At 65.7% G+C, this 20,228-nt stretch carries 19 protein-coding genes; 6 read left to right on the top strand and 13 right to left on the bottom strand.

Annotated features, from left to right (window positions below; genetic code table 11):
• Positions 1 to 45 precede the first annotated feature (45 nt).
• The 3 genes from ACUY1T_RS13790 to ACUY1T_RS13780 are packed head-to-tail and all read left to right on the top strand — an operon-like array spanning position 46 to position 3,202.
• Positions 46 to 918, top strand: a complete 873-nt coding sequence (locus tag ACUY1T_RS13790) for a putative selenate ABC transporter substrate-binding protein (protein ID WP_446023712.1) — start codon at positions 46 to 48, stop codon at positions 916 to 918.
• Positions 918 to 1,682 carry an ATP-binding cassette domain-containing protein gene (locus ACUY1T_RS13785; RefSeq protein WP_446023710.1) on the top strand — a complete coding sequence of 255 codons (765 nt, stop codon included), beginning with the start codon at positions 918 to 920 and terminating at the stop codon, positions 1,680 to 1,682. The genes ACUY1T_RS13790 and ACUY1T_RS13785 overlap by 1 nt, the downstream gene beginning before the upstream one ends.
• On the top strand, positions 1,679 to 3,202 hold the full coding sequence (locus ACUY1T_RS13780; protein ID WP_446023709.1) for a PhnE/PtxC family ABC transporter permease: 1,524 nt from the start codon (positions 1,679 to 1,681) through the stop codon (positions 3,200 to 3,202). The genes ACUY1T_RS13785 and ACUY1T_RS13780 overlap by 4 nt, the downstream gene beginning before the upstream one ends.
• 142 nt (positions 3,203 to 3,344) lie before the next feature.
• On the opposite strand, the gene ACUY1T_RS13775 is transcribed toward ACUY1T_RS13780, so the two are convergent.
• The 10 genes from ACUY1T_RS13775 to ACUY1T_RS13730 all read right to left on the bottom strand — a co-directional run bounded on the left by ACUY1T_RS13775 (position 3,345) and on the right by ACUY1T_RS13730 (position 12,793).
• On the bottom strand, positions 3,345 to 3,722 hold the full coding sequence (locus ACUY1T_RS13775; RefSeq protein ID WP_446023707.1) for a RidA family protein: 378 nt from the start codon (positions 3,720 to 3,722) through the stop codon (positions 3,345 to 3,347).
• 683 nt (positions 3,723 to 4,405) lie between these two features.
• Positions 4,406 to 5,260, bottom strand: a complete 855-nt coding sequence (locus ACUY1T_RS13770) for a universal stress protein (protein ID WP_446023705.1) — start codon at positions 5,258 to 5,260, stop codon at positions 4,406 to 4,408.
• A 96-nt stretch (positions 5,261 to 5,356) separates the two neighbouring features.
• Entirely contained in the window at positions 5,357 to 5,698 is a 342-nt protein-coding gene (locus tag ACUY1T_RS13765) for a TraR/DksA family transcriptional regulator (protein WP_446023703.1), read from the bottom strand.
• Between the two features lie 207 nt (positions 5,699 to 5,905).
• Entirely contained in the window at positions 5,906 to 6,253 is a 348-nt protein-coding gene (locus ACUY1T_RS13760) for a putative quinol monooxygenase (RefSeq protein WP_446023701.1), read from the bottom strand.
• 119 nt (positions 6,254 to 6,372) lie between these two features.
• Positions 6,373 to 6,804 (bottom strand): hypothetical protein, encoded by a 432-nt coding sequence (locus ACUY1T_RS13755; protein ID WP_446023700.1) that lies wholly within the window; start codon positions 6,802 to 6,804, stop codon positions 6,373 to 6,375.
• A 19-nt stretch (positions 6,805 to 6,823) separates the two neighbouring features.
• Positions 6,824 to 8,314 carry a SulP family inorganic anion transporter gene (locus tag ACUY1T_RS13750; RefSeq protein ID WP_446023698.1) on the bottom strand — a complete coding sequence of 497 codons (1,491 nt, stop codon included), beginning with the start codon at positions 8,312 to 8,314 and terminating at the stop codon, positions 6,824 to 6,826.
• Between the two features lie 338 nt (positions 8,315 to 8,652).
• On the bottom strand, positions 8,653 to 9,567 hold the full coding sequence (locus ACUY1T_RS13745) for a DMT family transporter (RefSeq protein ID WP_446023697.1): 915 nt from the start codon (positions 9,565 to 9,567) through the stop codon (positions 8,653 to 8,655).
• Positions 9,568 to 9,629: 62 nt separating this feature from the next.
• Positions 9,630 to 10,433 (bottom strand): slipin family protein, encoded by an 804-nt coding sequence (locus ACUY1T_RS13740; RefSeq protein ID WP_446023695.1) that lies wholly within the window; start codon positions 10,431 to 10,433, stop codon positions 9,630 to 9,632.
• Between the two features lie 57 nt (positions 10,434 to 10,490).
• Positions 10,491 to 11,945 carry an NfeD family protein gene (locus ACUY1T_RS13735; protein ID WP_446023693.1) on the bottom strand — a complete coding sequence of 485 codons (1,455 nt, stop codon included), beginning with the start codon at positions 11,943 to 11,945 and terminating at the stop codon, positions 10,491 to 10,493.
• Between the two features lie 128 nt (positions 11,946 to 12,073).
• A complete protein-coding gene (locus ACUY1T_RS13730; RefSeq protein ID WP_446023691.1) occupies positions 12,074 to 12,793 on the bottom strand; it encodes a hypothetical protein in 720 nt (239 codons plus the stop codon).
• Positions 12,794 to 13,052: 259 nt separating this feature from the next.
• Here ACUY1T_RS13730 and ACUY1T_RS13725 point away from each other — a divergent pair, with 259 nt between their 5' ends.
• The 3 genes from ACUY1T_RS13725 to ACUY1T_RS13715 all read left to right on the top strand — a co-directional run bounded on the left by ACUY1T_RS13725 (position 13,053) and on the right by ACUY1T_RS13715 (position 16,653).
• Positions 13,053 to 14,264, top strand: coding sequence for an ABC transporter substrate-binding protein (locus ACUY1T_RS13725; RefSeq protein WP_446023689.1), 1,212 nt, complete (start codon positions 13,053 to 13,055; stop codon positions 14,262 to 14,264).
• Positions 14,265 to 14,326: 62 nt separating this feature from the next.
• Positions 14,327 to 16,021 carry an ABC transporter permease gene (locus tag ACUY1T_RS13720; RefSeq protein WP_446023687.1) on the top strand — a complete coding sequence of 565 codons (1,695 nt, stop codon included), beginning with the start codon at positions 14,327 to 14,329 and terminating at the stop codon, positions 16,019 to 16,021.
• On the top strand, positions 16,018 to 16,653 hold the full coding sequence (locus ACUY1T_RS13715) for an ATP-binding cassette domain-containing protein (RefSeq protein ID WP_446023685.1): 636 nt from the start codon (positions 16,018 to 16,020) through the stop codon (positions 16,651 to 16,653). Before ACUY1T_RS13720 ends, ACUY1T_RS13715 begins: the two co-directional genes overlap by 4 nt.
• Here the strand turns inward: ACUY1T_RS13715 and ACUY1T_RS13710 are convergent.
• The 3 genes from ACUY1T_RS13710 to ACUY1T_RS13700 form a co-directional block, all read right to left on the bottom strand.
• Positions 16,647 to 17,240 (bottom strand): DinB family protein, encoded by a 594-nt coding sequence (locus ACUY1T_RS13710; RefSeq protein WP_446023683.1) that lies wholly within the window; start codon positions 17,238 to 17,240, stop codon positions 16,647 to 16,649. The genes ACUY1T_RS13715 and ACUY1T_RS13710 overlap by 7 nt on opposite strands.
• A gap of 80 nt (positions 17,241 to 17,320) precedes the next feature.
• Positions 17,321 to 17,611 (bottom strand): hypothetical protein, encoded by a 291-nt coding sequence (locus ACUY1T_RS13705; RefSeq protein ID WP_446023682.1) that lies wholly within the window; start codon positions 17,609 to 17,611, stop codon positions 17,321 to 17,323.
• Positions 17,612 to 17,740: 129 nt separating this feature from the next.
• Complete coding sequence (locus ACUY1T_RS13700; protein ID WP_446023680.1) at positions 17,741 to 20,083, bottom strand: hypothetical protein; 2,343 nt, start codon at positions 20,081 to 20,083, stop codon at positions 17,741 to 17,743.
• Between the last annotated feature and the right edge of the window lie 145 nt (positions 20,084 to 20,228).

Here is a 20,228-nt window from a genome sequence, read left to right as displayed (position 1 = left end):
CTACAACAATAGCGCCTCCACCTCATCCCCACGCAAGGAGCCCCCATGCGCCGGATCGCTCTCTCTGCCATTCCCCTGGCCGCCATCGTCTTCACCCTGTTCGCTCAGGGGGCGGTTGCCGAGACCTTCCGCTTCACCGCCATTCCCGACGAGGACCAGGCGCGCCTGGTGGAGCGGTTCTCCAAGGTGGCCGATTACCTGGAGGAGCGCCTCGGCGTCGAGGTGGAGTACGTACCGGTCAAGTCCTACAGCGCCGCAGTCACCGCCTTCCGCAACGACCAGGTGCAGCTGGCATGGTTCGGCGGGCTTTCCGGGGTGCAGGCGCGCCGCCTGGTGCCGGGTTCCCAGGCGCTGGCCCAGGGCAGCGAGGACAATGCCTTCGTCAGCTACTTCATCGCCCATGAATCCACAGGGCTTGCGCGCGCCGACGAACTGCCCGACGACCTCGAAGGCATGAGCCTGACCTTCGGCTCACGCACCTCGACCTCCGGCCGGCTGATGCCGGAGCACTTCTTCCGCCAACGCTTCGACAATGCCGCCCCCGAGGACTTCTTCTCCCGGGTGGGCTATTCCGGCGATCACTCGCGCACCATCGCCCTGGTAGAAGCCGGCACCTACGACATCGGCGCGGTCAACTACACGGTATGGGAAGCCGCCGTGGAGGACGGCCGGGTGGATACCGACAAGGTGAGCGTGATCTGGGCCACGCCATCTTATCCCGACTACAACTGGACCCTGCGTGGCGACGCCAACGAGCGCTTCGGCGAGGGCTTCACCGACAAGGTCCAGGCCGCCTTCCTTGAGATGGACGACCCGGAGCTGCTCGCCACCTTCCCCCGCGAGGCGTTCATCCCCGCCGACAACGAGCTCTACGCCCCCATCGAGGAGGTGGCCGAAGCGCTCGGCCTGCTGCGCTGATGGAGGGAGAGCAACGTCGCCCGCTGGTTCGCTTCGATGGCGAGGACTTGGGACATGGCGAACACATCGTCCTGCCGCATCTGTCTCTCGCCCTCTACGAAGGCGAGCGGGTGGCCCTGCTCGGCCAGAGCGGTGCCGGCAAGTCGACGCTGCTCGGCGAGCTGCGTGCCAGGCTCGGCCGCCAGGTTGCCTGGTGCCCGCAGCATCATGGCCTGGTGCCGCAGCTTGCGGTTTATCACAACGTCTTCATGGCTAGGTTGCCGGAGCACTCGGCACTGGCCAACCTGTGGAACCTGGTGCGCCCCCTGCGTGGCCCCTGGCGCGAGGTGGCGGTGCTGTGCGACGAGCTGGGCCTGGCCGGCCTGCTGCGCCGGCCGGTGGGTGAGCTCTCCGGTGGCCAGCGCCAACGAGTGGCCATCGCCCGCGCGCTCTACCAGGCGCGCCCGCTGTTCCTCGGCGACGAGCCGGTAGCCAGCGTCGACCCCCACCAGGCGCTGCGCCTGCTGGACCTGATCGACGACCGCCATGCCACCTCGGCCGTCGCCCTGCACCAGCGTGAGCTGGCACTGACTCACTTCGACCGCGTGTGGGGGCTGCGTGACGGCCGCCTGGTGATCGATGCACCAGCCGACCAGCTCACCCTGGCCGATCTGGACACGCTCTACCCCGATGCCGACAGGTCAGGCGCCAGCCAGGCAGTGCAAGGCAATGGTGCAGTCGGGCCGAGCGCCGATGCGTTGCCCTGTGCCCGGGGGCGGCCGTGAGGGATGGCCTGACACAGCGCCACGGCGAGTTGGCACCGAGCTGGTGGCGCGGTGGTTCGCCCGGCCGGCGCCTCGCCCGCCACACCTTGGGCCTGGTGGCACTGGCCGTGCTACTGGTGCCGTTCGCCGATCTTGCCATCCACACCCGCGACCCCTGGGGCGAGCTCGGCCGCATGGTAGCGGGCCTGGCCTGGCCCGCCTGGGGTGCGCTGGAGTCGCCCTTGTCGGCGCTGGGTCTCACCGTGGCCGTGGCGCTGTGGGGCACCTTGGCCGGTGTGATATTGGGCTTTCCATTGGCGCTGCTGTTCGCCCGCTCGCGCCTGGTGCGTGCCGGCTGCGCCTTCGTGCGCGCCATCCACGAGCTGTTCTGGGCGCTGCTGTTCCTGCAGGTGTTCGGGCTCTCGGCGCTCACTGCCCTGGCGGCACTGGCGATTCCCTACGCCGGCATCTTCGCCAAGGTCTATGCCGAGATCCTCGAGCAGACCCCACGCGCGCCGCGCGATGCCCTGCCACCCGGGAGTGGACGGCTGGCGCGCTTCGTCTACGCCGAGCTGCCGCTGGCCTGGGCCCAGCTTGCCGCCTATACCCGCTACCGCTTCGAGTGCGGCTTGCGCGCCAGCGTGCTGCTCGGCTTCGTCGGCTTGCCGACCCTGGGCTTCCATCTCGAAACCGCCTTTCGCGAAGGGCGCTACCACGAGGCAGGCGCCCTGCTGTGGTTGTTCTACCTGCTGATCGCAAGCCTGCCCTGGTGGGGCCACAAGCGCCTGATTCCTCTGCTGCTGCTGGGCGGCGCCTGGCTGCTGGGCCCCTGGCCGAGCGTCGACGGCGGGCTGCTGTGGCGTTTCGTCTCCGAGGATATCTGGCCGGCGGCGCTGCTTGCCGGTGACTGGGCGGGGTTCGTCGGGTGGCTGGCGCGAATCCCCGCGCTGGGGCCGGCCATCGGCAACACCCTGCTGCTGGGATTGCTGGGTACCGTGGGGGCGCTACTGGTAGCGCTCGTGCTATGGCCGCTGGCCAGCCGCCACTTCGGCAACCGCGGCACTCGTCTGGCCGGCCATGGCGTGCTGATCTTCCTGCGCTCGACGCCGGAATTGATGCTGGCGTTCGTCTTCCTGCTGCTGCTCGGCCCTTCGCTGCTGCCCGCCTGGCTGGCCTTGGCACTGCACAACGGTGCGCTGATTGCCTTCCTGGTGGCACGCCATGCCGACGCCATCACGCCCGGCATGCCGGGGCTTCCCGCCAGCGGGCGGCTGGCCTACGAACTGCTGCCGCGGGTCTATCCGGGGCTGCTGGCGCTGCTCTACTACCGTGCCGAAGTGATCCTGCGCGAAACGGCGATACTCGGCATGCTGGGTATCGCCACCCTGGGCTTCTACATCGAGGAGGGCTTCGACTACCTGATGTTCGACGTGGCCTTCTTCCTGCTGCTAGTCACCGCCATGCTGAACATCGCCGTGGACGCTCTCTCGCGGCGGCTGAGGCCGCGAGAGGCGCCCCTCGACGATCCCTGCATACGTTAGGAAACCACCGAGGTTCTGCTCCACTCGATATCCGGGTCGCCGGCAGGACTCGTATTCCTCATCGAGCAGACAGTCGACTCCGGTTACTCCATGCTGGCGGCAACCTGCCTATCTTCGCTCGCCAAGAAGCTCGACGGCTTCCTCAGTAGGGATAGTCGCGGCCGGCCACGATGGCGGCCATCACGGTGATCTCGACCTTGAGTTCATCGGCGGGCATGGGCGCACAGACGCAGGTGCGTGCCGGGGCGTGACCGGTAGGTACCCAGGCATCCCACACCGCGTTCATGGCGGCGAAGTCGCTGCCATCCTTGAGATAGACGGTCGCTGTGAGGAGGTGCTCGCGGTCGGAACCCACCTCGGCGAGTAGCGCATCCACCCGCGCCAGCATGCTCTCGGTCTGCTCGGTGATGTCACCGTGGCGTGCCTCGGGACCGGCCACCTGGCCGCATAGATAGGCGATATCGTTGTGGATTACGGCGCGGCTCATGCGCGCCTTGGTGTCGTGACGAACGATGGTCATTTCTTCTCTCCTTGAGCCTCTAGCGACCGAAAAAGGGCCAATCATGAGCCCGATACCAGCCGATTCTAACGCATTGATGAGCGTAGACGATGTCAACGCCATACGGCGAAGCTGCTATCATGCCGGCTTTCGATTCTGCCAATCATCTTGCCATCGCTCAGGGAGGGCGTCATGGGCTATCGCAAGCTGTTGCGGGATCACCGGGGATTGTTGAGCATTTGCTTCCTGGCCATGTTCACCTCGAGCCTCGGCTAGAGCTTCTTCATCGGCCTGTTCCAGGCACCGATCAGCGAGCGACTCGGGTTCACTCCCGGCCAGTTCGGCAGCGCCTACGCGCTGGTCACGCTGGTCGCCGGTTTCGCCGTGCTGCGCCTGGGGCCCAGCCTCGACTGGATGCCGCCGCGCCGCCTCGCCCTCATGGTAATGGCTGCACTAGCCGCCGGCGTGCTGCTGCTGACCCTCTCACCCTGGTGGTGACTGGGGCTGCTCGGCCTGGGGCTGGTGCTACTCGGCTGACGCGAGCTGCGGTGGCTGTTCGTTCTGGTGCTGGCCTTCCTCGCCTTCGGCTGGTGGCTCTCCCAGGGCGTACTCCGCAGCCCCGAAGCACGCGGCGAGTGAAACGACGACGCCAGCTCCAGGCCGGCGTCGTTGCAATGAAGGTCGTGGCAATGAAGAAAAGCGAACTAGCGCAGTAGCAGCACCGGCCCCCTGGCCCGGCGCAACATGGCCGTGGTGGTGCTGCCCACCAGCAGGTGGCGGATACGCGAGTGGCCGTAGGCGCCCATCACCAGCAGGTCGACGTCGTTCTCTTCCTGATAGACGCGCAGGGTCTCTTCCACCTCGCCGGCACGAATCGCCCCTTCGGCCTCGTGGCCGGCCTCGCGCAGCTCGGCCAGCGCCCAGTCGAGCTGCGAACGGTTGTCGCCAGTCTCGGCGCCGACGATCACCACGTGCACCGGAATGCCGTTGAACAGCGGGCTCTTGGCCAGCATCTCGACGCCCTTGCGGGTGGTCTTGCTGCCGTCGAAGGCAAGCATCACCCGCCGGGGTTGGGTGAAGGTCTCCGGCACCATCAGGATCGGCCTATGCAGCGTGCGCACCACCCGCTCCAGGTTGGAGCCCAGGTGCTCGCTGGCCTGGTGGGCGGTCTCGCCGCGCTTGCCCAGCACCAGCAGGCGAATCTCGTTCTGCAGCTCGTCGAGGGTCTCGACCAGGGTGCCGTTGCGCTGGCGGCTGGCAGGCTCAGCCACGCCATCCTCGATGGCTCGCTCCCTGGCCGCCTGGAGCATCAGCCGGCCCTGCTCCTGGGCCACCTTGGCGCGCTGCTCGTCGAGCTGCGAGAGTTCCTCGAGCAGGTGCTCGCGGGAACCCAGACCGATGTTGCCGGAGAGGTCCGCCTCGGCGGTCTGGGGGTGGTTGTCCACCACGTGCAGGAAGGTCAGCGGCGCGCCGAGCGCCAGGCTGGCCCAGGCGGCGTAGTCGCACACCCCGGTGGAGAACTGCGAGCCGTCAATGGCGGCCATCACCTGTTCGGTCATCGTGTCGTTTCCTGGCTGGCGTATGTCATTATCTGCCCTTTCGTTTCTACCCCATCGGCCAGGGCCTTGGCCAGGCGCCAGGTCAACGTGAAAAGACTAATCTGCGCAATCGATGCATTTCAACACGGTCGGATCCCATTCCAGCCGCTTGGCCGCAATCCATTCACCGCACTCCAGGCATTCTCCGAACTCCTCACGATCCAGGCGTGCCAGCGCAGCATCGATCCGGCGGATCGCCAACTGGCGGCGGTCCTCCTCGGCCTTGGCCATGGCCTGGCCCTGCAGGGCATCCATGCGCGACAGGCGGCCCACCGCTGTCTGGTCGAGCGTGACCGTTGCTCGGCTTTCCTTGCTCTCGAAACTCTGGTCGATCAACATCGCCCTGGCATCTTCCAGTTGCCGGGTAATCTTCTCGACATCGATATCGGGATGGTTCACCTCAGACTCTCTCTATGACGAGTGACGAGCGAAGCGGGTTCGAAAGGCCTGGCAACTCCCCCTTTCAGTCGAGTGACAAGGTGCGAATTCGCCCAGGCCAAAAGAAAACCATAGACGCTTTGATCGATACTGAGTAGCTCGCTGCAACGTTATCTCACGCGACCCGATATAGCGCCTGGACTGGCAAGCGAGTCCTGAAGTGCCACTTCAGAGCCGTGGCGCGTCGTAGTCGTTGGGTTCGTCGGTATAGACACAGACGTTGGCATGGTGCACATCGCCATCAGGCGATTCGACATGAGTCGCGAAGAACTCCTTGATCTCGCGGCGATTGCAGTGGGCCTCGAAGGCCTCGCGGCTGGCCCAGATCTCGTGGAAAACGATCGGGTAGCTAGCCCCCTGGGCGTTCGGGTGGTCGATATGCCGCGTTACCGTATACTGCAGGCAACCATCCTCGCGGTGGGCATTGGGCTCCAGTGCCTGAAGCGCCTTGAACAAGGCATCCTCCCTGCCAGGCTTGGGCTTGAAGTTGGCGATGCAGTAGATCTTGCTGGACATGACCCTTGCTCCTGCTTGTTCGTATTAGCTCTGTGTCCCGACTCCGTGGGCACGGACTTTCGGGTTCATCATAAAACGCCGGCGCACTTCCCGCAGGAAGGGCCGGCTCGGGGTAAACGTCAGCGCAACAGCAGGATCGGCACCCGGCTTTTACGCAACATGGCGGTGGTGGTACTGCCCACCAGCAGGCGAATCTCGTTCTGCAGCTCGTCGAGGGTCTCGACCAGGGTGCCGTTGCGCTGGCGGCTGGCAGGCTCAGCCACGCCATCCTCGATGGCTCGCTCCCTGGCCGCCTGGAGCATCAGCCGGCCCTGCTCCTGGGCCACCTTGGCGCGCTGCTCGTCGAGCTGCGAGAGTTCCTCGAGCAGGTGCTCGCGGGAGCCCAGCCCGATGTTGCCGGAGAGGTCCGCCTCGGCGATCTGGGGGGGGTGCCCACCACGTGCAGGAAGGTTCCGCGGCGCGCCGAGCGCCAGGCTGGCCCAGGTGGCGTAGTCGCACACCCCGGTAGAGAACTGCGAGCCGTCAATGGCGGCCATTACTTGGTCTGTCATTTCATGCTCCTCGATCCGCTCAGTGTCCACCCATCAACTTTTCGACGGCTGCCGGGTCGTCATGAATGGCATAGCGGTCGACGATGGTGGCGCTGGCCTCGTTGAGCCCGACCAGCTCCACCTCGGTACCCTCGCGGCGGAACTTGATCACCACCCGATCCAGCGTCTGCACCGCGGTAATGTCCCAGAAATGCGCACGCGAGAGATCGATGGTGACCTTCTGCACGGTTTCCTTGAAATCGAAGGCATTACCGAAACGCTCGGAGGAGGCGAAGAACACCTGCCCCACCACGTTGTAGATACGGTGGCTCCCCGCATCGTCCTCTTCGGAACCGATGTAGAGAATGTTGCCGACCTTGTTGGCAAAATTCATGGCAGCGAGCAACACGCCGACAAACACGCCGATGGCCAGATTGTGGGTACCCACGGTCACCACCACGGTAGCCAGCATCACGATGTTGGTACTCATCGGATGCTTGTTGAGATCGCGAATCGAGGCCCAGCTGAAGGTACCAATGGAGACCATGATCATCACCGCCACCAGTGCTGCCATGGGAATCTGCGACACCCAGTCGGAAAGGAACACCACCAGGATCAGCAGCAGCACACCGGCCACCAGCGTGGAGAGACGCCCGCGGCCGCCCGACTTCACGTTGATCACCGACTGGCCGATCATCGCGCACCCGGCCATGCCGCCCAGCAGGCCGGAACCGATGTTGGCGATGCCCTGCCCCTTGCACTCGCGGTTCTTGTCGCTCGGGGTATCGGTCAGCTCATCGACGATGGTAGCGGTCATCATCGACTCCAGCAGGCCTACCACGGCGAGCATCACCGAGTAAGGCAGGATGATCCACAGCGTCTCGAGGGTCAGCGGTACGTCGGGCCACAGGAACACCGGCAGGGTATCGGGCAGCTCCCCCATGTCGCCAACGGTACGAATCTCCATGCCGGAGAGCAGGTAAACGGCGGTCAACACCACGATGCACACCAGCGGCGAGGGGATCGTCTTGCCGATCCTGGGCAGGTAGGGAAAGAGATAGATGATGCCAAGCCCGGCCACGGTCATGGCGTAGACATGCCAGGTCACCCCCGTGAGTTCGGGCAGCTGTGCCATGAAGATCAGAATGGCCAGGGCATTGACGAAGCCGGTGACCACCGAGCGTGAGACGAAGCGCATCAGTTCGGCCAATTTCAGGTACCCGGCGGCAATCTGCAGCACCCCGGTGAGCAGGGTGGCAGCGAGCAGGTACTCGAGGCCGTGGTCGCGTACCAGGGTGACCATCAGCAAGGCCATGGCGCCGGTGGCCGCCGAGATCATTCCCGGCCGGCCGCCGGTAAAGGCGATGATCACCGCGATACAGAAGGAGGCGTAGAGACCGACCTTGGGGTCGACGCCAGCGATGATGGAGAAGGCGATGGCCTCGGGAATCAGGGCCAGTGCGACCACGATACCGGCGAGGGTGTCGCCCTTGATGTTGGAGAACCAGTCTTGCTTGATGGATCGGAACATTCTTCGGTCCAGTCGATGGGTTACATACCAGCCGGCGCCAGCGCCGGAAAGTACTAGGGGCCGAGTCGCAAGCGTCCCTTGGCTTGGCGTCGAAGACACCGCCCTGGGGCTGATCAAATAGGACTCAATGAAAAAGCGGGTACGGGCGAGATGCCCGTGACATCGGTTGATGTCGAGCGGTGGTGAGCCGATGACGGCATCACCCGGGGAGAGGAGTCGCTAGGGCGGCGTGGCCAGCCCGGTCAGAGGAGTCAGCACGTTGCGTCGCATCCTTGGTCAGGGGAACTCGCGGGGCTCGGTTTTCGACCTGGCACGCCCCTCACGAGCGGCGCATATTATCAGAGACCACGCGGCGCTGCACCCTGGGCCCGCAGGCGCCGCTCGATACGGCGTTCGTATAGGCCCTTGGCCAGCAGCGTACCTAGTACCAGGGCACCCCCGCCCAGCGCCACCGGCGCCGGCCTTTCGCCGAGAATCCACCACACCCACAGCGTGCCCACCACCACCTCGAGCAGCATCAACAGCCCTACTTCGGCAGCCGGCAGGTAGAGCGGGCCGCGCTGGATCAGAGTGAAGCCCAGCGGCAGCAGCACCAGGCACAGCAACACCAGCAGCAGCAGGCTGTCGACAGGTGGCAGCGCAATGCCGCCGCCGGCCAGGCCGAACAGCGCCGCTACCGCCGCGACGATCAGTCCGGAAAGCGTGAGCATGGGGCTCATGTCGACGCCGGGCCGGGTGCGGCAGAGAGTGAAGTTGGCGGCCAGCGCCGTTGCCGCCAGCAGGGCGAAGCCGTTGCCCACCCACGAGCCCGCCCCCGCGTCGTCGAGCACGATCAGCGAGGTACCGACCAGGCATAGCCAGATGGCGAGCCAGGTGCGCCGCGGCAGCCGCTCGCCGAGGAACAGCCGCGAGAGCAACGCGGCGATCAGCGGCGCCCCGGCGAGGATCATCAGCACGTTACCGCCCTTGGTGTACTGGTTGCCGAGCACGAAGCCGAAGGTGGAGAAGCTGAACAGCAGTGCCACACCGATGCCGGTCCCGCCACAGCGGCGATAGGCAGCCACAATGCCGGCCCCGTGGCGGGCCAGCATGATGATGACGAAGCCAAGCGCGGTGAGCAGCCCGCGCCACAGCAGGATCTCGCTGTCGGGCAGCCCGATCAGCTTGATCAGCAGCGCATCGGGAGAAATGATCAGCGCACCGCCGCCGGTCAGCAATAGCCCCTGCTGGCGGTGTGATAGGGAGTGGATCAAGGCGACCTCGCTAACGGGTGTGTCGCCTAGCATGCCATGTTACGCCTTCCTTGGCAGAGCGGTCAGGTAGCGTCACTACTGCCTTGGGCATTCCTATCGGCTCGCGCCTGGGCAGCCGGCGACGCTTTCAGATGCCGGAAAGCCTCCATGATGTCCATCGGCAGCGGGAAGACGATGGTCGAGGCGTTCTTGTTGCTCATGTCGCTCATGGTCTGCAGGTAGCGAAGCTGCAGCGCCGCCGAGTTCTCGGCCATGACGTTGGCCGCCTCTACCAGCTTCCTGGAGGCCTGCAGCTCGCCCTCGGCGTGGATCACCTTGGCACGCCGCTCGCGCTCGGCCTCGGCCTGACGGGCAATGGCGCGGATCATGCTCTCGTCCAGATCGACGTGCTTGATCTCGACGTTGGCCACCTTGATGCCCCACTCTTCGGTCTGGGCATCGATGATCTCCTGAATGTCGTCGTTGAGCTTGTCACGCTCGGACAGCATCTCGTCGAGATCGTGCTTGCCAAGCACCGAGCGCAGAGTGGTCTGGGCCAGCTGGCTGGTGGCGACGGTGAAGTTCTCTACCTGGATGATCGCCTTCTCCGGATCGACCACGCGGAAGTAGAGCACCGCATTGACCTTGACCGTGACGTTGTCCTGGGAGATGACGTCCTGTTCCGGCACGTCCATGGTGATCACGCGCAGGTCCACCACGCTCATCTGCTGGATCCCGGGAATGACGATGATCAGCCCCGGCCCCTTCACCGCCTGGAAGCGGCCGAGGAAGAAGATCACGCCGCGCTTGTACTCCGGTAGGATGCGGATCGATGCGGCGATCAGCATGAACAGCAGTACTACCGGCACGAGGTATTGAATCATCATGAGCGCTCTCCTTGATGTGTCTTAGGCTGGGTTGCATTCATCGCGCATCCATCACGTTCACTCAGGCGCACGGCCGGTGGGCTCGACCTCGAGCGTCAGGCCATCGACCGCTACCACCCGGATCTCCTGGCCACGCCTGAGGGCAGCGCCACTGCGCGCGTTCCAGCGTTCGCCCTTCAGCCGCACGTGCCCCTCGCCCTGAAAATCTTCCGCCACGATGCCAAGACTGCCGATGAGGCGCTCCTGGCCGGTACGGGCCGGGCTCCGGCGCAGGCCAGTGAAGCGGACCATCACCCACAGCATGAGCCCCGCTGCCAGCAGGGCGATGCCGCCGATCATGGGCAGCGACACGGCGATCTGATCGGAATCCATCAGCATCACCGAGCCGATCACGAAGGCCACGATTCCCCCCATGCCGAGAATGCCGAAGCTCGGCATCAGCGCCTCGCCCACGATCAGGCCGAGCCCGACCAGGATCAGCGCCAGGCCGGCATAGTTGATCGGCAGCAACTGGAAGGCGAACAGTGCGAGTAATAGAGAGATCACGCCGATGGTGCCCGGCACCAGGCTGCCCGGGTTGGAGAGTTCGAAGATCAGCCCGTAGAAGCCGATGATCATCAGGAAGTAGGCCACGTTGGGATTGGTAATGACCTGCAGTAGCTCGGTGCGCCAGTCGGGATCGAAGCGTTCGATGGTCAGGTCGGCCGTCTCCAAGGTGCGCTCGCCACGCTCCATGACCACTTCGCGGCCATCGATTTGCTCGAGCAGACCTTCGATGTCGCGCGCCACCACGTCGATCACGTTCATCTCGAGGGCCTCGCGGGAGGTCAGGTTGACCGCCTCGCGCACCGCTTCCTCGGCCCAGTCGGCATTGCGGCCGTGGCGCTCGGCCAGGCTACGAATGTAGTAGACCGCATCCTCGAGTACCTTGCGTTCCATGGCGGTCTCGCCACGCCGGCGAGTGTCGGCCGGTTCGTCGTTTGCCTGTTCGTCCTCGGCGGCCTCCTCCCCGTTGGCACCGTTATCCGCCTCTTCTCCGTTGGCCTCGTCGTCGTCACGATCGTCCATGCCGGGAAAGCCGCCGCCCATCTGTACCGGCGTGGCCGAGCCCAGGTGGGTCGCGGGTGCCATGGCGGCCACGTGGCTGCCATAGAGAAGGTAGGTGCCGGCACTGGCGGCGCGCGCGCCGCTGGGGGAAACGTAGATGACAACGGGTACCGATGAGGTCAGCATGGCGCGGATCATGCTGCGCATGGTGGCATCGAGCCCACCCGGGGTGTCCATCTGCACGACCACGAGTTCGGCATCGCGCTCGACGGCGCGGCGCAGCCCGCGCTCGAAATAGTCGCCGGTAGCCGGCCCAATGGCCCCCTCCACCGTCATGACCAAGGCGATGCGACCGTTCTCCTGGGCCTGGCTCTGCCATGCCAACAGGCCACCTCCAATGACCAGACACAGGAAGCTCGCCCACAGCACAAGACGGTGAAACCAGACGACACGGCGCACGCTCATGACAAACTTTCCTCGCGTCGTGATACGGGTATGCTTGTTAAGACCCTACTCTTGGTGTTTCAGTTTCTACTGAAATCAGGTTAGCAGGCCTCGCCATACCACGCCGTGTCGACTGACTCGGGTTCCTCTCAAAGATTGTGTGGCTTGCCGGCAAAGCGCCGCTGCACCTCGACCATGTAGGCGGCCAGCGAAGTCAGTTCCCCACCGCCCCACTCCAGCGGCTCGGCGGCCATCGGTGCCACCATGCAGATCTGCACCATCTCGTCGGCGTGCACCTGGGCCATGCCGAACTGGTTTTCTGCCATGGCCACCTGGTGCGGGAAGGGCTGCTCGAAGGTCGCGGCATAGCCTCGGTCGTCGCCGTCGCTGCCGTGGCAACTGGCGCATGAGAGGCCGTTGGTGCTCAGCGAGGTGTCGTAATAGAGCGCCTCGCCTTGAGCCAGCAATTCGGGGGCGTTCTCGCCGTCCTCGCTGTAGGCTGGCGAATATCCCTCGGGACGCTGGACATCGCTCACGTCGCCCTCTGCCTCTCCCTCGGCTTCACCCTCTGCCTCGGCTTCACCCTCTGCCTCCGCTTCGGCCTCACCTTCCGCTTCACCCTCGGCTTCCGCTTCTGCCTCCCCTTCGGCCTCTGCCGCCCCCTCGGCGTGCGCACTGGCCAGCAGCCTGGTCTTCTCGCTCAGCTCGGCCATGGCCAATTTTCCCGCCTGGCTCATGCTATTTTCGGCAGTCGTCTGCAGGGCGACGGCCCCGCCTACCGCCAGCACCAATGCCGGCGCCGTATAGGCTAGCCGACGGCTGAGGCGACTCAGCAGCTGCCGTCTCTCGTCGTCTTTGTTATGGGACATGATGACTGCCTCCGCGTTTGACATGTCATGACACTAGGACGTTACCGCTGAAGCACAGCGGTAGGCCTTTGTCGCCCGACTCGGCCCCGCCTTACAGGACTTGGCGGGAATAAGAGAAAATGTGTAAGGATGGCAGTAGCTTCGCGACCATGTGGGTACGCTCATGAACGTACGATCCGAAGCAAGAGTCATCGTGCCTGGGGAGACAGGCCGAGGCTGCTAGGCCATGCTCGAATCCACCCTATTGAGGAATGCGTCGATGTCGCAGCGTCTACTGCGTGTCCTGCCACTGGCTGCCCTGCTCGCCTACCCACTCCACGCGGCCTCCGCCCCGCAGGAATGGGAGAGCGTTCTCGACGAAGCTCGCGGCCAGGCCGTCTACTGGCACGCCTGGGCCGGCGACACACGGATCAACGACTACATCGATTGGGTAAAGCGCCGGGTAAGGGACGAGTACGAGGTCGAACTGGTACACGTCAAGATCGATGACACCGGCTCCGCCGTCTCCCGGGTACTGGCCGAGCGCAGCGCGGGCAATCATGACGACGGCAGCGTCGACCTGGTCTGGCTCAACGGCGAGAACTTCGCTGCCATGAAGGAGAACGACCTGCTCTACGGCCCCTTCGCCGAGCAGCTGCCAAACTTTGCCCTGACCCATCCCGAGCATAATCCAGAGGTAGTCACCGACTTCACCCTGCCGACCGAAGGCTATGAGTCGCCCTGGGGCAAGGCGCAAATCACCTTCTACTACGACGCCGCAGAACTCGGGGAAGAGCCGCCGCGCAGCATGGCGCAACTCCTCGCCTGGGCCGAGATCAACCCGGGGCGCTTCACCTATCCACGCATTCCCGACTTTCTCGGCAGCACCTTTCTCAAGCAGGCGCTGATCGCGCTGGCCGACGGCAGCGCGGCGCTCTACGAGCCAGTCGACCAGAGCGACTTCGAGGCGGTCACGGCACCACTATGGGATTATCTCGACGCCTTGCACCCCCACCTGTGGCGCAGCGGTCGACAGTTTCCTGCCAATGGCCCCGAGCTGCGTCGCCTGATGAGTGACGGCGAACTGGCGCTGGCCTTCACCTTCAACCCGGCGGAACCGGCCGCCGCCGTGGCCAACTTCGAGCTGCCCGAATCGACCCGCAGCTACGTGCTCGACGGCGGTACCCTGGGCAACGTGCATTTCGTCGCCATCCCGTTCAATTCGCCCCGCCGGGCCGGCGCCATGGTCGTGGCCAATTTCCTGCTCTCGCCCGAAGCCCAGGCACGCAAGCAGGACCTCTCGGTATGGGGCGACCCCACCGTGCTCGACGTGACACGCCTCGACGCCGAGACCCGCGCACTCTTCGAACAGGAGAGCGACAACCCCGCCCTGCCGGCACCGGAAGCGCTGGCCCAGACCCTGCCAGAACCGCACCCAAGCTGGATGAAGGCGCTTCAGGAAGCCTGGCGGACACGCTACATCGGTCGCTAGGAAGCTCGGAAGATGGCCAGAAGCGTTTCCCGGCTCCAACTGCCGAAAGGTAACAGGTCCTGATGCTGCGCCTCGCCCCGCTGTTGATCGTCACGCTGCTGGTCGGTCCGATACTGGCCGGCCTGGCCATGGCGTTGCTGCCCGCCTTCGGCTATCTGCCGGCACTGGGCGGCGAACGCCTGAGCCTGGCCCCCTGGCGCGAACTGTTCGTCCAACCCGGATTGGCGCGCTCGGTGGGAGTCAGTTTCGCCAGTGGCCTGGCCACCACGGCCGTGTCGCTCGCCGTGGTGCTGCTGTTTCTGGCCAGCGTGTCGGGCAGCCGGCTGGATCGCTGGATACGGCGCATGGTGGCGCCACTGCTGTCTCTTCCCCATGCCGCCGCCGCTTTCGGTCTGGCCTTTCTGATCGCACCCTCTGGGCTGCTGGCGCGGCTGCTCTCGCCGGAGCTGTCCGGCTGGCAGCGTCCACCGGACCTGTTGATCGTCCACGATCCCTGGGGCTTTGCACTGATGGCCGGCCTGGTGATCAAGGAGATCCCGTTCCTGCTGCTGATGAGTCTCGCCGCCCTTCCGCAGCTCGATCCCGAGCGACGCGTGGCCATGGCCCGCTCGCTCGGCTATCGCCCAATGACTGCCTGGCTCAAAGTGGTGGTCCCGGCGCTCTATCCGTTGATACGGCTGCCGATCTACGCGGTGATCGCCTACGCCACGTCAGTGGTGGATGTCGCCCTGATTCTCGGCCCGACGCTGCCGCCGACGCTCGCCGTGTCGATCCTGACCTGGTACCAGGATCCCGACCTGAGCCGGCGCTTCATGGCCTCGGCAGGTGCCGTGCTGCAGCTCGGCGTCACGGCGACGGCACTCATCGCCTGGTGGTACCTGGAGTGCCTCGTCGCCTGGCTGGGGCGACTATGGCTAGCCCGCGGCGGACGCGGCCAAGGCGAGCAGCCGCTGCGCCTGGCAGGCAAGGGGCTGATCCTGATCGCCAGCCTCACCGCTTTCGTGGGTCTGGCCGGACTCGCGCTCAGCTCCATCGCGGGCTTCTGGCGTTTCCCCGATGCCCTGCCCCAGGCCGTTACTGCCGTTCACTGGCTGCGCGCCCTGCCAACCCTGGCAGGACCAGTCGCCACCACGGCGCTGATCGCCATCGGCGCGACGCTGCTCGCCCTGGTCCTGACGCTGGCGGCACTAGAGAATGAGCAGCGTAGCGGACGCCACCCGGCTCAGGGCAAGCTGCTCTCGGCGCTGACGCTGCTCTATCTGCCGCTGATCGTGCCGCAGATCGCCTTCCTGTTCGGCCTGGTGGTGGTGATGGAGTCGCTGGGTATGCGGCCACGGCTATGGCTGGTGATCTTCGGGCATCTGCTGTTCGTGTTGCCCTACGTGTTCCTGTCCCTTGCGGAAGCCTACCGCTGCTTCGACCCGCGCTGGTCGCAGCTCGCCCTTAGCCTTGGTACCTCACGCCGCGCCGTGTTCTGGCGAGTGCGCCTGCCCATGCTGCTCGCACCGCTGCTCACCGCCGGCGCCGTGGGTCTCGCCGTCAGCATCGGCCAATACTTGCCCACTCTGCTGCTCGGGGCCGGGCGCATCGCCACAGTGACCACCGAGGCGGTATCACTGGCCGCCGGAGGCAACCGCCGGGTGATCGGCGTGTGGGCTTTGGTCCAGGCCAGCCTGCCGCTGGTGGGCTTCATCATCGCCGTGGGCCTGCCGCGGCTGCTCTGGTCCAACCGCCGCGGCATGCGAGGATCGCCATGAACACATATCATCGCCTGGCGCTAAAGGACGTCCGCATCGCCCTGGCGGAAACGCCCCTGCTGTCGCTCGATGCCGAGATCGGCCCTGGCGAAGTGCTTACCGTGATGGGGCCGTCCGGCTCCGGTAAGTCGACCCTGCTGGCCTACCTGGCGGGCTTCCTCGCACCGGCCTTTCAGGCCAGCGGCCAGGTCCTGCTCGACGGGCACGACATCAGCCGGCTGCCGGCGGAGCGGCGCGGCATCGGCCTGCTGTTCCAGGACCCGCTGCTGTTTCCGCACCTCTCGGTAGCCGGCAACCTGCGCTTCGGCATGCCTCGTGCCGCAACCGACAAGGCAGGGCGAATCGAGGCAGCGCTGGAACAGGTTGGCCTGAGTGGTTTCGGATCGCGCGATCCCGCTACGCTGTCGGGAGGCCAGAAGGCTCGCGTGGCACTGATGCGCCTATTGCTCTCCGAACCCTGCGCCGTGCTTCTCGACGAACCCTTCTCGAAACTCGACAGGCCGCTACGCCACGACATGCGCCGGCTGGTCTTCGACCGGCTGCGCGAGGCGGGCCTGCCCAGCCTGCTCGTCACCCATGACCGGGAGGACGCCGAGGATGCCGGTGGGCGGGTGATTGAACTCCGTCACTGAGATACGAGCCTGGGTTTGCTCGACCTGGCGAAGGCGCCGGCTGCCTGAGGCACGATTCTGCTTCGCCGCCAAAATCGAAGCGTCGATGGGTGCACCCCGAAATCGTCGGGCAGGGCCACGCCGAGTTGCTCCGCCATGAAGCCCAGCAGCGCCATGTGATGCACGGTATGGCTGGTCATGAACGCCAGTTCGCGTGCCAGGCTGGTCGATAGCGTCAGGCTGGAACAGGCGCCGTCGACGGGGTATCGCATCTGTTGAGTGGTCGAATGATGCGCGTGCAGGCGTGGCAGCGCGGCGCTGATCTCGACAACCCGCGCCACGGCCGCTACCGGTTCGGCTTCGAGCCGCTCGTCCCGCTGACGATTCTCGTAGTCGATGCTGCCAACACCCGCGCCCGCCAGCAGGGCATCGTAATGGTCGAGGATATGACGCACGTGCTTGCCCAGGCTCTGGCGCCCCGTCGGGCCGAAGGCGTATCGATAGAGGGTAGGTGTGAGCCGCTCCAGAAACGCCTGCAACTGATGCAGGGCCAGCCGATTCTCCTCGATGAGGCAGTCGAGACAGGCACTATCTTGTGGTTCGCTCATGCGCTTTCCCTTCTTGAGTGGACGGGTCTCGCAATGCCGGCTCCGTGCCGGGTCATACCGCCCGGCACGGAATAGGGTCCTTAGGTGCCTTCTGCCTCGGCTTCCGCTTCGCCCTCGGCCTCACCTTCTGCTTCTCCTTCTGCTTCGCCCTCGGCCTCACCTTCTGCTTCGGGCTTCTTCTCTTCATGCGCCTCGGCCAGCATCAGCGGCGCTTCCTGCCCGCTGGTATAGGCCGGTTGTGTGCCGATTTCGTCAGCAATGGCCTGCAGCGCGGCGCCGCTGGCAACCAACGCCAGGGCGGGAGCCGCATAGCCGAGGCGACGGCTGAGCCGGCTCAGCAGCGTGCGGCGCTTCTCCTCGTGCTCTGTCATATCGTCTTCTCCTTCAGGGACTTGAAGTGAAAGCGGCATGCAGCAAAAGGCCGTCACGCCGCCTGGCAACGAAACGGGCTCATCGAGCTCGCTTCGACAGGTGACCCACACGGGTGAGTCACCGGCTGCTCAGTTCCCCGCCGCCATCGAGTCGGCCGGGGTCGCTGGCTGGGAAGCGTCCAGTTGAGCCAGCGTGGACTCGACGCCGACCGTCCAGCACCCTCTTCCATCAAGCCAGCGGTCCAGCTGCTGTACCGCATCGGCCGAGAGGTGCTCGCCGCCGGCCGTGCGACAGGCCGGCAACAGCACCGCCAGGGCGTCGAGCCGGGACAGCTGTGTAGGGGTGGCAGGCGCGGACTCCGTGCCGGCGATGACCCAGACCGGCAGCGCGCGTGGCAGCGTCGCAAGAGCTTCCGCTGCGGGCGAGCCGGCTCCCGGCCCAGGTAGGCCAAGCGGCTCCAGGCGCACCTCCTCGCCCTCCACCGCCAGCCTGACGCCACGGGAGAACCTGCTGCGGAGCGCCGAAGGCAGGGCGGCAAGCGCCTCCCGCGCCTGGGGATCGCTGGCGATACAGAGCGCGGCGTTACCCACCGGTGTCACCACGAGATGGGCATCGATTACCAGTTGCCCCGGTGTCGCGGCCTGGCGCAGCAGGAACTCCGTCAGTGCCGGAACGATGGCCGGCAAAGTCAGGCGGGAGGTGATCAGCGTGTCGTCGGAGGCCAGGGCATAGCCCGCCGCCGCCTTCAGCAGTGCCAGCCTCGGCAGCGCCTTGGCTGCATCGGCGGAGAGCGGCGGGAGCCCGCCCCCAAATCCCGCCTGCAAGCGGTTCAAGGCGGCGCCGTCGGCCACCTCCAGCGCCCAGCGCCGCTCCTCGTGCTCCAGCAGCACCGTCTGGCGTGTCTCTTCATTCGTCATCGGCTCAACAGCAGCCGAGCCGACCTCGGGGAGCACCGTTCCTTCATCGCCACGCTGGCACAGCAGGCCCAGGCGGCACCACTCCGAGAGTGTCAACCACACCTCCCCGCTCAGGGCCTTGGTATCGTGGACGTCGCCCGCCTTGGCGGTTGCCGCCCCCAGCGCCTCGACGATTGCCTCGGGCTCGAGCCCCTCGGTGGCTAGCAGCCAGATCAATGCCGCGGAATCGTTGGGGCGATAGAGGCGGCCGTTCCCGGCATCGTAGAGAGCCAATTGGTGGTCGTCGTAGTACTCGCTGACGCGGCGACGCATCAGCTTGGGGCGTGGCACGCGCTGGCCAGCCAGGCCATCGGCCAGCGCCAGGTCCTCAGGCGTTGGCAACGAGAAGTACGCCAGGTAGCGCTCGGGGTCGGCGGCAGGCAGCAGGCGCCGGAAACCTCCGGCCCTGGCCAGTTCCGCCTCGGCTTCGGCCAGCGGATCGGAGGCGTCGGCAGCATCGTTGTCTGCCAGGCCGGTCAGGGCGACCAGGTCGCGTACCAGGTCGCCCTTGATCCGCTCCTCGATGAGCCCGCCGCTTTCTGGCGCGGCACAGGTCCCAAGCGACGGGCTCAGGTTGCATTCGAGAATCCACGGTTTGAGGGTGTCATCGACCAGGCAGTCGAGGCCCAGCAGCTCGTAGCAGCCCTTCGGGTCGGCGCCCACGGCGGCGGTACGGCTTCGCATCGCATCGACACCGGCAATGGCAGCAAGCCGCACGAGTTCCTCGATACGCGCAAACAGCGCCGCGTCGTCGTGCCCCTGCTCGCGCAGCCAGGCGCGGTAGCGGTCGAGATCGATGAACTCCACCGGTACCTCGGCGCGGGTGTTGAGCGCATTGATGTCGGGATTGGTCAACTGGCTGTAAGGGTTGTCGGCATCGTCCGGATCCCAGGGCTCGGAGGCGAGCTTGGCAAAGCCCTGGCGATAGAGGTACACCCGCAGCGGTGCGAGCGAGGCGATCAGCACATAGAGCCGCAGCACGTACTTGTGCCCGCGAATGGTATGGGGATGGTCGAGATACTCCTGCACCAGCCAGTCGGGCGCCAGCGGCGCTTCGCCGGCGTCGCACAGCACTCGAACGCCCTTGCCCTTGGAGGCATTGGTCGGCTTGAGGATCCAGCGCTGCGCGGAGTTGTCCCGAGCGGCCTGCTGCAAGGCATGGTAGTCATGCGGCATGACATAGGCGCGGGGGAAGAAATCCAGCCGCGACGTCAAGGGATGCTCCGCCCCGAAGCCGTCGACCATGCGCGCCCGGAGGCTGGCCAGGCTTTCGTACAGCCGGCTCTTGACGGTCAGTGCGGCGTTGCCGGGAAAGTGATTGATCCGGCATCTTGGCGAGACCCGGCGGAACTGACCGGACTCGGGCATACCGGTGACCCAGGCGGCATCCCAATGCCGCTCATCGCCTTCCTCCCAGCCTTGGGCCTCGAGGGCCTCGCGAAAGAACCTGTCCTGCTCGGCGGCTCGCTTGCCTGCCAGCCAGAATCGCCGCGGGGGCGGCTGCTGTTCCGTCATGCTCGCGATCTCCTGTGTCTTGTTGTTGGGTCATGGCCGCGGATTCGCGACGGTACCGGCGACCGCCAGGGTCTGGCAGGCACCCCTAGACCAGTCATCTATCGTTCAGGCTGTGTCGCCGTAACCGCACGTTCCTTACAACCGA

The organism is Billgrantia sp. Q4P2, from assembly GCF_052806135.1.
The sequence above is the reverse complement of the archived record's forward strand: the minus strand, read 5'-3'. Positions and strand labels throughout refer to the sequence as shown.

Coding starts and splice junctions, on each gene's coding strand:
- ACUY1T_RS13725 (WP_446023689.1), top strand. CDS start 13,053: ATGTCGCAGCGTCTACTGCGTGTCCTGCCACTGGCTGCCCTGCTCGCC.
- ACUY1T_RS13700 (WP_446023680.1), bottom strand. CDS start 20,083: ATGACGGAACAGCAGCCGCCCCCGCGGCGATTCTGGCTGGCAGGCAAG.
- ACUY1T_RS13770 (WP_446023705.1), bottom strand. CDS start 5,260: ATGACCGAACAGGTGATGGCCGCCATTGACGGCTCGCAGTTCTCCACC.
- ACUY1T_RS13710 (WP_446023683.1), bottom strand. CDS start 17,240: ATGAGCGAACCACAAGATAGTGCCTGTCTCGACTGCCTCATCGAGGAG.
- ACUY1T_RS13730 (WP_446023691.1), bottom strand. CDS start 12,793: ATGTCCCATAACAAAGACGACGAGAGACGGCAGCTGCTGAGTCGCCTC.
- ACUY1T_RS13740 (WP_446023695.1), bottom strand. CDS start 10,433: ATGATGATTCAATACCTCGTGCCGGTAGTACTGCTGTTCATGCTGATC.
- ACUY1T_RS13755 (WP_446023700.1), bottom strand. CDS start 6,804: ATGACAGACCAAGTAATGGCCGCCATTGACGGCTCGCAGTTCTCTACC.
- ACUY1T_RS13760 (WP_446023701.1), bottom strand. CDS start 6,253: ATGTCCAGCAAGATCTACTGCATCGCCAACTTCAAGCCCAAGCCTGGC.
- ACUY1T_RS13785 (WP_446023710.1), top strand. CDS start 918: ATGGAGGGAGAGCAACGTCGCCCGCTGGTTCGCTTCGATGGCGAGGAC.
- ACUY1T_RS13735 (WP_446023693.1), bottom strand. CDS start 11,945: ATGAGCGTGCGCCGTGTCGTCTGGTTTCACCGTCTTGTGCTGTGGGCG.
- ACUY1T_RS13705 (WP_446023682.1), bottom strand. CDS start 17,611: ATGACAGAGCACGAGGAGAAGCGCCGCACGCTGCTGAGCCGGCTCAGC.
- ACUY1T_RS13720 (WP_446023687.1), top strand. CDS start 14,327: ATGCTGCGCCTCGCCCCGCTGTTGATCGTCACGCTGCTGGTCGGTCCG.
- ACUY1T_RS13790 (WP_446023712.1), top strand. CDS start 46: ATGCGCCGGATCGCTCTCTCTGCCATTCCCCTGGCCGCCATCGTCTTC.
- ACUY1T_RS13715 (WP_446023685.1), top strand. CDS start 16,018: ATGAACACATATCATCGCCTGGCGCTAAAGGACGTCCGCATCGCCCTG.
- ACUY1T_RS13775 (WP_446023707.1), bottom strand. CDS start 3,722: ATGACCATCGTTCGTCACGACACCAAGGCGCGCATGAGCCGCGCCGTA.
- ACUY1T_RS13750 (WP_446023698.1), bottom strand. CDS start 8,314: ATGTTCCGATCCATCAAGCAAGACTGGTTCTCCAACATCAAGGGCGAC.